Raw genomic sequence first — 14041 nt, forward strand, 5'->3', positions numbered from 1 at the left:
GCCGCGACGGCCGTGGTCCGGGTCGCGGCCCGGCGCAGCCGCTGCCCGAAGCCTTTGGCCATCTGTCCGGCGTGGACCATCGCCGCACTCACCCGGGCGCTGTACCGGCCGTTGTCTCCCCATCGGACCCGCTGACCCGCCATCCCCACGGATCCGCGTCCGGTGAAGGGGGGCCTCCGTGCGGGACGGCACCGTACGCGCGTCGTCGGGTCGCGGTGATCAGCACGTCGACCAGCCGGACCAGGTCGAGGGCACCGGCGGGATCGTCCGCGCGGCGCACCACGACCAGCAGGGGCGCGGCGAGGTCGAGCACCACCCGGTCGCGCCGCAGGACGAAGTACAGGGTCAGCATGGCCGCCCGGGCGTTGCCGTCGCGGAACGGGTGGAAGAACGAGACGTCGAGGTAGGCGCGGGCGGCCCGGGCCGGCAACGGCACGTCCGGCTCCGTGGCCTGCGTCAGGCAGCGGTGGAAGCGCTGCGGGGTGTCCGGGTCGAGGCCGTAGCGTTCCCGCCCGCCCTTGGCGTACGCCGGACCGGTGCGGAAGCCGATGCCCGGTGCGCCCAGCACCGTGGCCTGCCAGGTGGCGAGCAGGTCGAACGACAACTCCCGCCCGGTCGCGGCGGCGGCGGGTACCTGTCGCAGGGCGGCCAGCAGTCGGGCGGCCCGGTCGGGATCGCGGGCGGCCACGGTGGTCTGTACGAAGTCCAGCACTCCGTCACGGCGCCCGAGGACCGGCCCGGTGGCGGGGCGGGTCGCGCCGGCCCAGCGGATCTCCTCGCGCAGTCGGCACCAGGTCAGCAGGTCGTCACGCATCGGGCGGGCGGGTGATGTCGGCGGCCAGCCGCCCGGCCACGTCGGCGATCACCAGGTTCGAGGGGGTGCTCCAGCTTTCAAATCGTCCGCCGACGGCGCCGTCGATGAGGGGGTCGTGCCGCTCCTCCGGTACGCCGGCGGCGGTGAGGAACCATTCCAGCACCTGGGCGCAGTGCCGGTACCAGCCGCTCCCCCCGCCAGTGCGGTCGACGACCACGGTCACCAGGTGGGCCACCGCCCGCTCCCACGTGTCGAGCGCGACATCGGCGGGGGCGTCGGCCGGCAGCGGCAGGAACCGGGGGAACCGCTCGGCCAGGTCCTCCAGCCAGCCCCGCCACTCCCGCAGCGCCTCGGTGACCACCGTCAGCGTCGCCTCAGGGGTGGTCATCGAGTCGCGCGGGCAGCACCACGCTCCCACCGGCCCGCCGTCGAAGTCCCCCTCATCGAGGGCCCAGCGCCAGCCGCCCGCCCAGCGGCCGTAGTGCTCGACCAACGCGGCGCTCATCGCTTTGGCCCAGCGGTCACCCTCCCGACGGGACCAGGCGATCACCGCCGGGTCCGCGGCCCTGCCCGACGGACGGGTGGGCACGGTGGCGGCCGGCGGTAGCGCCCGGACCACCGCCGGCGCCGCGTCGTGATCGAACGGATGCCGGGCCGGATCGACCTCCGACCACGTCAGCAGCTGGGGGTGAATGATCGGCGGAGTTGACGTCGGCGGCACATCGTCGTCGGGCACGGCTCGATGGTGCCAACCGGCCGCCCGCGCATCAACGCGATTCACCGCTCACCGACCGTCCCGGATCACCTCACGGGGGCGCCGTACCGCTGCCGTCCGCCGCCTGCGGCCCGCCGCCCGGGCAGAATGGGCGCATGGCAGAGCGGATGTCCCATGAGGAGTGGCGAGCCTTCGTCTCGCACGGCACGCGTACCGGAAAGCTCGCCACGGTACGGGCGGACGGCTCACCGCACGTCGCCCCCGTGTGGTTCGTCCTCGACGGCGACGACGTGCTTTTCAACACCGGCAAGGAGACACTGAAGGGACGCAACCTGGCCCGGGACGGCCGGGCGGCGCTGTGCGTCGACGACGAACGGCCTCCGTACTCCTTCGTCACGCTGCGCGGCCGGGCCACGATCAGCGAGGGCCTGGACGAGATGAGACGTTGGGCGACCACGATCGCCGCCCGGTACATGGGTGAGGACGCCGCCGAGCAGTTCGGCGCCCGCAACGCCGTACCCGGTGAGCTGCTGGTACGCCTGCGGGTGGAGCACGTCACCGCCTACCGGGACATCGCCGACTGAGACTGAACCGGCCGGACCGACTCAGCCGGCTGGGCGTCCGGACCGGCCGGACCGACGAGGCGGCCCGGCCGGCGCCGATGTCGGCATCGTGACGCCGAGCGAGATTTCCAGCACGAAAAAGATTTATTGACATCTATTTAATTGCCGGGCAGGCTCACGGGAGAGCGCTCTCACCCTATCCCCCGTTCGCTCGACCTGAAGTGAGCCCACATGAAACGGATGTTCGCTGCCGCCGCTACGGGGGTGGCGCTGGTCGCTGGTGCGTTCCTCGGCGCACCCGTGGCCAGCGCCGCCCCGACCGCGCCCGCTCTCGGCGCGGGTACCGAGGTCGCCGACGCCCCGCCGACGCTGCTGTCCGCCATGCAACGCGATCTCCACCTCGACGCGGCGCAGGCCAGGACGCGCCTGTCCGTCGAGCGGGCGGCCCGGACGGCGGAGGTCGCGCTGCGCGCCCGGTTGGGCACCGGCTACGCCGGCGCCTGGCTCACGCCCGACAGTCGACTGGTCGTCGGGGTGACCGACCAGCGGCAGGCGTCGCTGGTGCGGTCGATGGGCGCGGAGCCGAAACTCGTCCGGTACAGCGAGCGTGACCTCGACGGGGCGCGTACCCAGCTCGACCACCAGGCCGCGCGCGCCGGCCGGGGCGTGCACTCCTGGTACGTGGATCCGACCTCCAACAGCGTGGTCGTCACGGCCGACAGCACCGCGGCGGCGAACGCGTTCGTGGCGGCCGCCGGTGTCGACCGCGGCGCGGTGCGCACGCAGGCCGACCCGGCAGCGGCACCGCGTCCGCTCGCCGACATCCGCGGCGGCGACGAGTACATCACCAACGGCAACGCGCTGTGCTCCGTCGGCTTCTCGGTGGTGGGTGGGTTCGTCACGGCGGGCCACTGCGGCGGGGCCGGCAGCCCGACCGCCGGTTCGAACTGGGCCGCCCAGGGCACGGTGCGCGACTCGGTCTTCCCCGGCAACGACTACGCCTGGGTACAGGTCAACAGTGGATGGACGCCGCAGCCGTGGGTGAACAACTACAGCGGCGGGGTCGTCGGGGTGGCCGGGTCCCAGGAGGCCGGCATCGGGGCGTCGGTGTGCCGTTCCGGGCGGACGACCGGCTGGCGGTGCGGCACGATCCAGGCCAAGAACGTCACCGTGAACTACGCCCAGGGTCCGGTGTACGGCCTGACGCAGAGCAACGCCTGCGCCGAGGGCGGCGACTCCGGCGGCTCGTGGATCTCCGGTGACCAGGCCCAGGGCACCACCTCCGGTGGGTCCGGCAACTGCAGCACCGGGGGGACCACGTTCTTCCAGCCGGTCAACGCCACCCTCGCCCGCTTCGGGCTGTCGCTGGTGACCACCGGCGGCGGGAGCGCGAGCCGGATCATCGGGTACGCCAACAAGTGCATCGACGTGCCCAACAGCAACAGCGTCGACGGGCAGTACCTCCAGCTCTGGGAGTGCAACAATACGGCGGCGCAGAATTGGACGTTCGCCGGCGACGGCACCGTCCGCGCCTTCGGCAAGTGCATGGACGTCGCCTGGGGTTCCCGGGACAACGGTGCGGTCATCCAGCTGGCCAACTGCAGCGGCAACCCCGCCCAGCAGTTCGTGTTGAGCGCCGCCGGCGACCTGGTCAACCCGCAGTCCAACAAGTGCGTCGACGTCAAGGACTGGGACTCCAACAACGGGGCCCGCCTGATCCAGTGGGAGTGCACCGGCGGCGCCAACCAGAAGTGGCGCCGCGGCTGATCCGGACGACCGCTTCGCCGGCGACCGCCGCGTAACGGGTACTCGGGGCGACCTGCCGGACCGGGCGGGTCGCCCCGAGCCCGCGATCCCGGACGGTCAGACCGCTGAGGTGCCGGCGCGCCGCAGGGTGAGCGTGAACACGGAACCGGCGTTCAGCGTCGAGGTGACGCCGATGTCGCCGCCCATCGCACGCGCGAGTCGGCGCGCGATGAACAGGCCCAGGCCGGTGCCGCTGGTACTCATGGTCATCGGATCCTCGACCCGGTGGAACTTCTCGAAGATCCGCTCCAGCTGGTCGGCGGGTATACCCCGGCCCCGGTCGGACACGTCCACGTGCACGCAGTCGTCGTCGAGTCGCATGGCCACCCGGACGTCTTCGGCCGACGGGGAGTACTTGAGGGCGTTGCCGACGAGGTTGGTGACCACCTGAAACGCCCGGCCGGCGTCGCACCGGACGGGAACGGCCTCGTTCGCGAGATCAACCCTGATCCGGGACGAATCCAGGTCGTCGACGACCTGCCGGATGATCGCGGCGAGGTCGTGCGTGCCCGAGGACACGTCCAGGGCCAGGTCGTCGTCGGTGTCACCCATCCGTGAAGCCAGCAGCAGGTCCTCCACCAGTCGGGACATGTGCGCGGCGCGGTCGGCGATGAGGTCGAGGCAGTTCCGGCGCTTGTCCGTGGACATCCGGTCGGCGCGGCTGCGCAGGAGGTCGACGTACCCGATGATCGGCGTCAGTGGGGTGCGCAACTCGTGTGACACCGTGGCGATGAAGTCCGACTTGAGCCGCTCGGTGCGGTGCTCACGGGTCAGGTCACGGACGACGACCACGTCGCGGACCAGCGCGTCGCCGGAGAACACCGCCGAGTGGGCCAGCCGTAGCCGGCGCGCCTCCCCGTCGGGCCGGCAGATGGTCAATTCGACCACGGCCTTGGGGTGGTCGGCGGTCAGGGGCAGCAGCAGACGGCGCTCCTCGGCGTCGGGCACGTCGAGCAGGTCGGCGAGCCTGCGGCCGGTCGCGGCGGCGCTCGGCACGTCGGTGAGCTCGGCGAACGCCCGGCTCCACATCTGGACCACGCCGTCGCCGTCGACCATGAGGATGCCCTCGGTGGACTGCTCGACGACGGCCTGCAGCTTGCTGGTCTCCTCGACCAGCCGATCCAGGTGCTCGGCGCCCCGCATGGCCGCCGCGAGGGCATTCACCAGTGGCGTCAGCACCGTGAGATCGCGGGTGGACAGCCGGCCGCGGCGCCGCCCCCGGATGGCCAGGGCGACGACACCGAAGCGGCGACCGCCGCTGTCCAGCGGCACCACCATCATCTGCCGGACGTCGGACGGCAGGCCGCTCGACACGGGAGTCGGACCTACCACGTCGCTGAGTGCGGTGAGGTAACCCGGCGCCGGCTCGCTGAACAGGTCCCCTGGTGTTGCGGCGTCCACCGACAGCGCGATGCCGGCCTGTTCCAGGACGACCACGGCGAGGTCCGCGTCGAACGCCTCGCGGACGAGGAACAGGAACCGCCGCACGACGTCGTCGCGCTCCGCGAGGGCGTGCGACAACTGGAGCAGGTAGGCCGACCGGGCACGTTCGTCGGCCTCCTGGGCCGCGGCACGGTAGGCGTAGGTGACGGCGAGCGCGGGCATGGCCATGAACGGCAGCAGCATCGGCGTGTGCAGGCCGATCGCGGCGGTGGTGAGCCCGGTGGCCACGGTGCCGACGGCCATGTACCCGGAGAGCCGGGCCTCGGAGCGGACGATCTTCCACGGGGAGGTTCCGTTGACGACCCCGAGGATCTGGGCCAGGCAGCAGAGGTTGACGGCGGTGAAGACGACGGTGCCCAGCAGGACGCCGACGAGTACGCCGAGGGTGAGCGCACCGGGGGTACCGCCGACGAGGTGGACGACTCCGATGAGCGGCGACACCGCCGCCGCGTACGTGCCGACGTTGAACGCCGTCTTCACCGGCCCCCGGCGCTGGACGACGCTGGCGGCGACGAGGCCGAGCCCGGCCGCGACCAGGGCCTGGCGGGGCGGCAGCAGCAGGATGTCGATGATGATGGCGGCCTCGTAGAGGGTCAGCTCCTCGACGGCGTCGCCGTGACGCACCCGGACCGTCGCCAGCTCGGCCAGGCAGGTGAGGGCAACCAGGCCCGGCAGCAGCCAGGCACCGGACAGCCCGGCCCCACCGAGCACGCTGCCGTGGTTCCACAGCAGGACGACCACGACGGTGACGAGAACCGCGCCGAGCAGGCCCACCGCCACCACTCGACGCAGGATCGGGTCCGGCGCCGCGGCCCGCGGGGCGTTGGCCGCCCGGGCGACACCCGGGCGGCCAACACGCGTCGCGTCAGCGTTCACTGTCAGCGCAGCCAGGCCCAGGCTCTGGCGCTCCAGGTGTCCGACGCCCAGGCCCGCGCCGCCCAGGCCCGCGCGGCCCAGTCGTCGGACGCCCAGGCCCGCGCCGCCCAGTCGACCTCGGCCCAGGCCCGCGCCGCCCAGGCCCGCGCCGCCCAGTCGTCGGAGGCCCAGGCGCGCGCCGCCCAGTCCTCGGAGGCCCAGGCCCGGGCCGCCCACGCCCGCGCGGCCCACGCCCGCGCGGCCCACTCGTCACCGGCGCCGGCCCAGGCCCGCGCCGCCCAGGCCCGCGCCGCCCACGCACGGGCGGCCGGGTCCAGCTGTGCCCAGGCCCGCGCCGCCCAGTCGCGGGAGGGCGGGGTCAACGCCTTCCACGCGGCCTCGGCGGCGGCGCGGTCGCTGTCCAGGACGGCCTTCTCGAATGCCGCCCAGCGCTTGGCGTCCCGGCCGACCGCGTCGGTGTCCCGGTCGGACTGCGCCTGCGGAGGCGTACTGTGCCAACCCGGGGCAGCCGCGAGTGCGCGCGCGGCGTCGAGGCCGCCCGCACCGGCTCCGGCCGGCCGGGTCAGCCCGGCGGCGGTGTAGGCGGTACCGGTGACCAGGCTCTTCACCGCGTCGGGCCGAAGCCGGGGCTGCACCGCGAGCGCGGCAGCGACGACGCCGGAAGTCACGGCCGTCGCCATCGAGGTGCCGGAGCCGCGGAAGTAGTCACCGCCGATCCGCGCCTGTGGATTTGACCTGTCCACCACACTGCCCGGCGACCGCAGGCTGACGACGTGCCCGGCCGGGGCGACAAGATCCGGCTTGGCGTCCCCCTGCCACGTCGGGCCGCGCCCGGACCAGGTGCCGACCGTGTCGTCCCGACGGCTGGCGGTACCCGACTCGTCGAGACCGCCGACGGTGAGCAGGACCGGGTCGTTGCCCGGCGACGTCACCGTGCCCGCGCCCGGCCCGTCGTTGCCCGACGGCACGACCACCGTGACACCGTGGCGCCACAGCGCCTCCAGGCCCTGGGTCAGCGGGTCGATCTGGTACGGCAGCGGACTGCCGGACGACAGCGACAGGTTGAGAACCTGTACCTGGCGCGCGTGTTCACTGATCCACTGGAGGCCCCGCAGCACGGTGATGAGGTCGGTGCGGCCCTGCGCGTCGGCGACCTTCACGTCGATGAGCTTCGCCCCCGGCGCCACCCCTCGGTACGCCCCGCCGGAGACGGCACCGGTACCGGCGATGAGACCGGCCATGAAGGTGCCGTGGCCGTAGCCGTCACCGGCACCGGTACCGGTCAGGTCGACGCGCTGGGACACCTGTCCCGCGAGGTCCGGTACGTCCGCGATGCCGGTGTCGACCACCGCGACCGTGACGCCCCGCCCCTCGTTGCCGCTGTTCGCCAGGCCCAGGGTCTGGCGAACGGTGGAGACCGCGCCGCCGGCGCCCGCGGTGGGCGTGGCTGCCACGCGCAGTTCCCGCTGCGGCGCCACCACCCACTCGGGTCCCAGCGCGGCCCCCTGCGGCAACCGGGCCGCGACGCCGTTCACCACGGGCAGGGTCGCCAGGAGACGACCGCCCGCAGCCGCGACGGCCCTGGCCGCCCCGCCGGTGTCCGTACCGGTCACGACGACGTCCTGCCACCGCTGTCCGGTGGCGTTCGCTCCTGCGACAGCCGCTGCGGGTGCCGCGGTGGTCGCGACCGCCGCGGCCACCGCGGCAGCCAGCGCGGCACGCCGGAGGCGTGGTGGTGGCTTCCCTGCCCCCGCCATCGCCAGATCGGGTCCCATTGTCGGAACTCACCTCCCCTTGAGTCCGGGAGCCCCGTTCGGGACTCCTGACGGAGGTGATCGGCAGCGGCACACCGATCCTGAGGAAAGTGGGTGCGGTGGCGGGACCGTGTCATCCGGCGGGGGGACGCTCCCTGCGGAACGGCAGGTCGGGCACTCTGCCGTTTCGATGCCGGCCGGCCGGGTAGCCGGTCCGTCGAGTCGGTGAGGGAGCACGGCGATGAACAAGCCCGACGACAAGAAGATCGAACGCCAGCGTCAGGGCCAGCGTACGGGTACCGACCTGAAGGGAGCCGAGGGCGAACCATTCGTCGTACCCGAGGCCGACGCGCGGCCGGAGCCCGACGCCACACCGCCCGAGTACCACCCGGTCCGCGCCGTGCCCGACGAGCCGCTCCCGCCGGAGGACTGACGATCCTGCGTACGGTCACCCCGGCGCCCGGCGAGACCGGGCCGACACCGCCGGTACGGGTTGCCCCGCCGATCCCGTCCAGGGATCGGCGGGGCAACGACGGCGGCCCGGCGATGGGCGCGATCAACGACCGCACGGTCCGGCCGATCGTCGTCGGCGCGTCCGGTCCGGTCAACCTGCCGGCCACGCCGCCACGACCGGGCCGCGGCGACGATCACACACTGGTGGCCCATCGCCGCGCCACGAGGAAGGCGCTCGCGCCGAGAAGGCCGACAGCGGCCAGTGCCAGCAGCGGCGAACCGTCGCGGCCGGCCGTACCACCGCCACCGGCGCTGACCGGACCCAGCGGCGTCACGTTCGCCTCCGGCTTCCCGGCCTCCGACTCCTCCGACCTCACGGCCTCGCGCGCTTCCGGCTCCTCCGACTTTGCCGCCTTGTGCGCCTCCGGCTTCCCGGCCTCGGACTCCTCCGGCTTCGCCGCCTTGTGCGCCTCCGGCTTCCCGGCCTCGGACTCCTCCGGCTTCGCCGCCTCGGACTCCGTCTTCTTCACCGACTCGGCCGTCTCCGGCTTCCCGGCCGGGGTCACCTTCGCCTTCGCCGTCGCGGACGGAGTCGTCGGGGTGGCCTCGGCCAGTGGACGGCTGGCCGCCGCGATCCCACCGGTACCCGCCAATACCATGACCCCGACCGATACCGCCATGACCGCGGGCGATGCCGCTGCCGATAGACGCGGCCACACCCGGCCACGCCGGTGAGCCGGACGCCACGTACCGTGCGGGGACTTCGGATCGAAACTCTTCTGAGACATCGTGTGCACCATTCCCTCTGAGACGACAACGTCGAGCAGTGACCTGGAACTACTGGGGGTTGCGCGTGGTGCGGCGACGCAGGGTGGGAACACGCCGGCTGGCCGCGGCGAGCGATGCCGTCGCTACCGGGCCGGCGGGTGCGCGGTACCCCGACCGCGGCGGGCTATTCACCGCGCGACCGACCAAATGGGACGGAATTGGCCGTGGACCGGACCGGGCGCTCCGGGCCGCGAGAACGGAACCGAGATCCACCGGTACGGCCAGGTCAAGGCCAATATGCGGGGATCAGTCCATCGAGGACATTGGCCGGTTCGATACACGTCGGGCGATTGTGTCGGCGATGACCGCATGGGGATCGACGGGGCCGGGCGGTGTTCGGGTGGACCGGCCCCCCTACGGAACGCCATCGATGGATCCGCTGTCTCGCGACGGACCGGGGCGGCACCTCAGCCGCCACCCCGGTCCCCCGTGGACGGTGGCACGCCGTCCGTGCACCGGGCGGCCCGCGCCGCACTGAACGACCGGACGGCCATCACCCGCCGGCGAGGCCCGCCATTCCCTGACCGACGGGAACGCGACGCAGGTGGATACCGGCCGGCACCTCGAAGATCAGTGTCGGGTCCTGCTCGTCGGCGGTACCCGGGAACGGCCGGGGCCGGTCCCCCTCGTTGGTGAAGACGATCGCGACGACGCAGACGTGGTCGGCGTCGGTGTCCCCGGAGCCAGGTGGGCGGTGGCGCCGCACCGGTCACCGGCCCGCGCGTCCGGGCCGATGACCGGTCGCCACAGCCACCGAGGAGCGTGCCGAGCAGTAGCACGACGGCGATCCTGGTGGCTACCTGGTCCACAGCCTGATGTTGCGGAAGTGCACCGAGGTGACCGCGCCGTCGGGCAGGCCGTTGTTGTAGGCGCCGTTGTTGTAGGCGCCGTTCTTGACGTACCAGTCGGCGCCGCCCTTGGCGTACCGGCGGGTGTACACCAGGTCGCCGTTGGTGTGGTAGATCTGGGCGTTGATCGGTTCTCCGTCAGTGTTGCTCTTGATCTGCGCGATGGCGGTTGATCTGCGTGCTGGCGGTCTTCATGAGCGGGGCGTCCGTCCGGTTCTGCACCGTGTATCCGGCCGTGTACTGCCGGTAGCCGGCGGTCGGGTCCACGGCCGCGGAGGCGTTCTACACGGCGATGGCGAGCGGGACCACCGCTGTCACCGTGTCCAACCGGTGATCCGGGGCGGACCCGCCACCCGGATCACCGGACGTGGTCGACGGTTAACCGGGGCCCGTCGTGGTAGGGCAGCCTGCGTGTCCACCCCCGAGCCGCGGCCCACCGACACCCGGGCGATCGTGTCGACCCACCCGGTCGTCACCCCCGCGCGCGACATCCGGGTGGCCCGCTGACCCCGACGACGCTGGCTGGCAGGCGTCATGAACGCGATCGCGGTCGTGGCTGCGCTCGGCGCGGCCGCCGCCTTCGCGGTCGGCTCCACGCTGCAGCAGCGGGCCGCGAAGCAGCAGGAGCGGGCCAGGCCGCTGGATCCCCGGTTGCTCATGCGGCTGCTCCGCCAGCCCCTGTGGCTGGTGGCCTGGATCCCGGAAGCCGTCGGCACCGGACTACAGGCGCTCGCTCTCCACTACGGCCCGCTCGTCCTCGTCGAGCCGCTGCTGGTCAGCGGCCTGTTCCTGGCCATCCCCCTGGAGGCTGCCCTCAACCGGCGGCCGGTGCACGCGCGCGACTTCGCCGTGGTGCTCACCGGCGGCGCCGGCCTGGCCGCCTTCCTGCTCGCCGCCGACCCCCGGCCCGGGGTACCCGAACCCTCGGTGACCGGCTGGCTGGGCGTCGCGCTGTGGGCCGGTCCCGTCCTGGCGGCCTGCCTCGTCGCCGGATGGCGCACCCGCAACGCCACCCGGGGCGCCCTGCTGGGAGTCGCCACCGGCCTGCTCTTCGGGATCGCCGCCTCGCTGCTCAAGACGCTGACCTCGCAACTGGCCACCGAGCCGCTCACGGTGCTCGCCCGGGGCCAGTTCTATGCGCTCGTGGTCGTCGGGCTCGGCGCGGTGATCCTGAACCAGAACGCCTTCCAGAACGGGCGGCTGGCCGTACCGCTCACCGCGATCGCCATCGCCGATCCGGCCGCCAGCGTCGCGATCGGCGTGACCGCCTTCCACGAGCGGCTCTCCACCGACGGGCCGCGCCTGGCCGTCCAGGCGGCCGCCACGCTCGCCATGGCCGGCGCGATCTGGCTCGCCACCACGGCCCGATCGAACTCCGAACACGGCGACCGGCCCGCGGAGCACCCACCCGGCTGACCGGGCGGCACCCCGTGCACCGAGCGACCGGACGACGCCCCGTGCACCGAGCGACCGGGCGGCACGTTTGGCGCCCGACACGGCGGGAACGGCCCAGGTATGACGACGCCGGCGGCAGGCGGCCCGTTGCTTGCCGGCCCCGCGACCCCGCTCGACCTGATCGCCGCCCGGGAACAGATGGCCCTGTCGCTGGGGTGGCACATCATCCTCGCCTGTCTGGGCGTCGCGCTGCCCGGCCTGACCGCCTTCATGGAGTGGCGGGGCATCCGCACCGGCGATCAGGTGTACAACGTCCTGGCGCACCGCTGGGCGAAGGCGATGGGGGTCCTGTTCGCCATCGGGGCGGTCTCCGGCACCATTCTCAGTTTCGAGCTCGGGCTGCTCTGGCCCGGGATGATGGGCGTGTACGGGCAGGTGGTCGGGCTGCCGTTCGCGTTGGAGGGGTTCGCGTTCTTCATCGAGGCGATCTTCATCGGGATCTACCTGTACGCCTGGGACCGGCTCCCGCCTCGGGTGCACCTGTGGACGGCGGCACCGGTCTTCATCTCGGGGGTGGCGTCCGCGTTCTTCGTGGTGACCGCGAACGCGTGGATGAACCAGCCGCGCGGCTTCCTCCTCGACGGCGGGCAGATCACGCACGTCGACCCGTGGCGGGCGATGTTCAACCCGGCCACCCCGCCGCAGACCACCCACATGATCCTCGCCGCGTTCATGGTCGCCGGGTTCACCACCGCGGCGGTGTACGCGGTCGGTATGCTCCGCGGCCGCCGGGACCGGTACCACCGGCTCGGCTTCCTGGTGCCGTTCACGTTCGCCGCCGTCGTCACCCCGTTCCAGATCGTCGTCGGGGACTGGGCCGCCCGGTTCCTGGCCCACTACCAGCCGGCCAAGCTCGCCGCGGCCGAGGGGCTGTACCGGACCCACTCACACGTACCGCTGAGCGTCGGCGGGGTCTACCTGGACAACGAGCTGCGGTACGCCCTCGAGATCCCGAACGGGCTGTCGCTGCTGGTCGGCGAGAGCCCCGAGACGGTCGTGATCGGTCTGAACCGGTTCCCGCCCGACGTCCGCCCACCCGTCAACATCGTGCACTGGTCGTTCGACATCATGGTGGGCATCGGCTTCGGCCTGCTCCTGCTCGGGCTGTGGCTGTTGTTGTCCTGGTGGCGGCGCCGTGACCTGCCGCGCACCCGGTGGTTCCTGTGGCTGGCGGCGCTCGCCGGCATCGCCTCCGTCGTCGCGCTGGAGTGCGGATGGATCGTCACCGAGGTGGGCCGCCAGCCGTGGATCGTCTACAGCCACATGCGCGTCTCGCAGGCGGTCAACCCCGCGCCGGGACTCGTCGCCGGGTTGGTGATCGTGATCGTCGTGTACCTCGCGATGACCGTCGCCGCCGTGTACGTGCTCCGCCGGCTGGCCCGGGGCGGCCCGGAGGTGGCGCCGCAGGAGCCCGGCATCCCCCACGAGCAGGGCGCGGCGAGACCATGACCGCCGCGCAGGCGCTGCTGGCGATCCTGTGGATCAGTCTGACCCTCTACGCGCTGCTGGCCGGTGCGGACTTCGGCGCCGGGTTCTGGGACCTGCTCGCCGGGAACCCCCACCGTGGCCGGCCCATGCGGGACCTGATCGAGGAGGTCATCGGTCCGGTGTGGGAGGCCAACCACGTCTGGCTGATCTTCGTACTGGTCCTGTTGTGGACCGCGTTCCCGCCGGTGTTCGCCTCGGTCATGTCGACGCTGTACATCCCGCTGACGCTGGCGGCCATCGGCATCATCGGCCGGGGCGCGGCCTTCGCCTTCCGCAAGGCGGTCACCACGCTGTGGCAGCAGCGCCTGTTCGGCGGCGCCTTCGCCCTCTCGTCGATCCTGACGCCGTTCTTCATGGGCACCGTAGCCGGCGGCATCGCCTCCGGACGGGTACCGCCCGGCCTGGCCCGTGGCGACATCGTCACCAGCTGGCTGAACCCGACCTCGTTCCTCGGTGGTGTCCTCGCCGTCGGCACCTGCGCCTACCTGGCGGCGATGTACCTGTGCCACGACGCCGAGCGGCTGGGCCAGCCCGACCTCGCCGAGGCGTTCCGCCGGCGGGGACTGATCACCGGGATCGTCGTCGGCGTGGTCGTGATCGCCGGGGCGGGAGTCCTCCACGCCGACGCTCCCCTGCTGTTCCAGGGCCTCACCCACCGCGCCCTGCCGCTGGCGATCCTCTCCGCGCTCGCCGGGATCGTCTCGCTGGGTCTGCTCGTGGCCCGCCGGTACGTCCTCGTGCGCGGCAGCGCCGCCCTCGCCGTCACCGCGGTGCTGTGGGGCTGGGCCGTCGCCCAGTACCCGTCCATGCTGCCCCCCGACGCCGACTACCGTCAGGTCTCCGCGTACCGCGCCGTCCTCGACTCCACCCTGGTCGTCGTGGTGATCGGCGCCCTGATCCTCGTCCCCTCGCTCATCTGGATGTTCGTGCTCTTCCAGCGCCGCGAGCCGGCGGCACCCGAGGGAGTAGTACGCCCGTAGCCGACTCCCCCATGGGAG

General features: G+C 72.8%; 13 protein-coding genes. 6 read left to right on the top strand and 7 right to left on the bottom strand.

Annotated elements, in window-relative coordinates:
- Positions 1 to 88 precede the first annotated feature (88 nt).
- The gene (locus tag ACNTMW_RS01895; RefSeq protein ID WP_426631535.1) at positions 89 to 814 is read right to left on the bottom strand and encodes a Fic family protein; all 726 of its coding nucleotides are present in this window, start codon (positions 812 to 814) and stop codon (positions 89 to 91) included.
- Positions 807 to 1550, bottom strand: a complete 744-nt coding sequence (locus ACNTMW_RS01900) for a hypothetical protein (RefSeq protein WP_426631536.1) — start codon at positions 1548 to 1550, stop codon at positions 807 to 809. Before ACNTMW_RS01900 ends, ACNTMW_RS01895 begins: the two co-directional genes overlap by 8 nt.
- A 134-nt stretch (positions 1551 to 1684) precedes the next feature.
- On the opposite strand from ACNTMW_RS01900, the gene ACNTMW_RS01905 reads away from it, so the two are divergent.
- Both ACNTMW_RS01905 and ACNTMW_RS01910 read left to right on the top strand, forming a co-directional pair.
- Positions 1685 to 2113, top strand: a complete 429-nt coding sequence (locus tag ACNTMW_RS01905; protein WP_426631537.1) for a PPOX class F420-dependent oxidoreductase — start codon at positions 1685 to 1687, stop codon at positions 2111 to 2113.
- Between the two features lie 219 nt (positions 2114 to 2332).
- Positions 2333 to 3859, top strand: coding sequence for a ricin-type beta-trefoil lectin domain protein (locus tag ACNTMW_RS01910; RefSeq protein ID WP_426631728.1), 1527 nt, complete (start codon positions 2333 to 2335; stop codon positions 3857 to 3859).
- Between the two features lie 96 nt (positions 3860 to 3955).
- Here ACNTMW_RS01910 and ACNTMW_RS01915 read toward each other — a convergent pair whose 3' ends face one another.
- Both ACNTMW_RS01915 and ACNTMW_RS01920 read right to left on the bottom strand, forming a co-directional pair.
- Entirely contained in the window at positions 3956 to 6124 is a 2169-nt protein-coding gene (locus ACNTMW_RS01915; protein WP_426631538.1) for a sensor histidine kinase, read from the bottom strand.
- A 95-nt stretch (positions 6125 to 6219) separates the two neighbouring features.
- Positions 6220 to 7992: a S8 family peptidase gene (locus ACNTMW_RS01920; protein ID WP_426631539.1), complete on the bottom strand. Its 1773-nt coding sequence runs from the start codon at positions 7990 to 7992 to the stop codon at positions 6220 to 6222.
- A 220-nt stretch (positions 7993 to 8212) separates the two neighbouring features.
- On the opposite strand from ACNTMW_RS01920, the gene ACNTMW_RS01925 reads away from it, so the two are divergent.
- Entirely contained in the window at positions 8213 to 8404 is a 192-nt protein-coding gene (locus ACNTMW_RS01925) for a hypothetical protein (protein WP_426631540.1), read from the top strand.
- A gap of 214 nt (positions 8405 to 8618) precedes the next feature.
- Here the strand turns inward: ACNTMW_RS01925 and ACNTMW_RS01930 are convergent, their stop codons facing one another.
- From ACNTMW_RS01930 to ACNTMW_RS01940, 3 genes are all read right to left on the bottom strand, one after another.
- On the bottom strand, positions 8619 to 9083 hold the full coding sequence (locus ACNTMW_RS01930; RefSeq protein WP_426631541.1) for a prolipoprotein diacylglyceryl transferase: 465 nt from the start codon (positions 9081 to 9083) through the stop codon (positions 8619 to 8621).
- 662 nt (positions 9084 to 9745) lie between these two features.
- Positions 9746 to 9958 carry a hypothetical protein gene (locus ACNTMW_RS01935; protein WP_426631542.1) on the bottom strand — a complete coding sequence of 71 codons (213 nt, stop codon included), beginning with the start codon at positions 9956 to 9958 and terminating at the stop codon, positions 9746 to 9748.
- Positions 9959 to 10048: 90 nt separating this feature from the next.
- A complete protein-coding gene (locus ACNTMW_RS01940; protein WP_426631543.1) occupies positions 10049 to 10192 on the bottom strand; it encodes a hypothetical protein in 144 nt (47 codons plus the stop codon).
- Positions 10193 to 10634: 442 nt separating this feature from the next.
- On the opposite strand from ACNTMW_RS01940, the gene ACNTMW_RS01945 reads away from it, so the two are divergent.
- From ACNTMW_RS01945 to ACNTMW_RS01955, 3 genes are all read left to right on the top strand, one after another.
- Entirely contained in the window at positions 10635 to 11516 is an 882-nt protein-coding gene (locus ACNTMW_RS01945; RefSeq protein WP_426631544.1) for a DMT family transporter, read from the top strand.
- Between the two features lie 99 nt (positions 11517 to 11615).
- A complete protein-coding gene (locus tag ACNTMW_RS01950; protein ID WP_426631545.1) occupies positions 11616 to 13004 on the top strand; it encodes a cytochrome ubiquinol oxidase subunit I in 1389 nt (462 codons plus the stop codon).
- Positions 13001 to 14023: a cytochrome d ubiquinol oxidase subunit II gene (locus ACNTMW_RS01955; RefSeq protein WP_426631546.1), complete on the top strand. Its 1023-nt coding sequence runs from the start codon at positions 13001 to 13003 to the stop codon at positions 14021 to 14023. Before ACNTMW_RS01950 ends, ACNTMW_RS01955 begins: the two co-directional genes overlap by 4 nt.
- The last annotated feature ends 18 nt before the right edge of the window (positions 14024 to 14041 follow it).

It is taken from the genome of Planosporangium spinosum, from assembly GCF_049999945.1.
Lineage (GTDB): Bacteria > Actinomycetota > Actinomycetes > Mycobacteriales > Micromonosporaceae > Planosporangium > Planosporangium spinosum.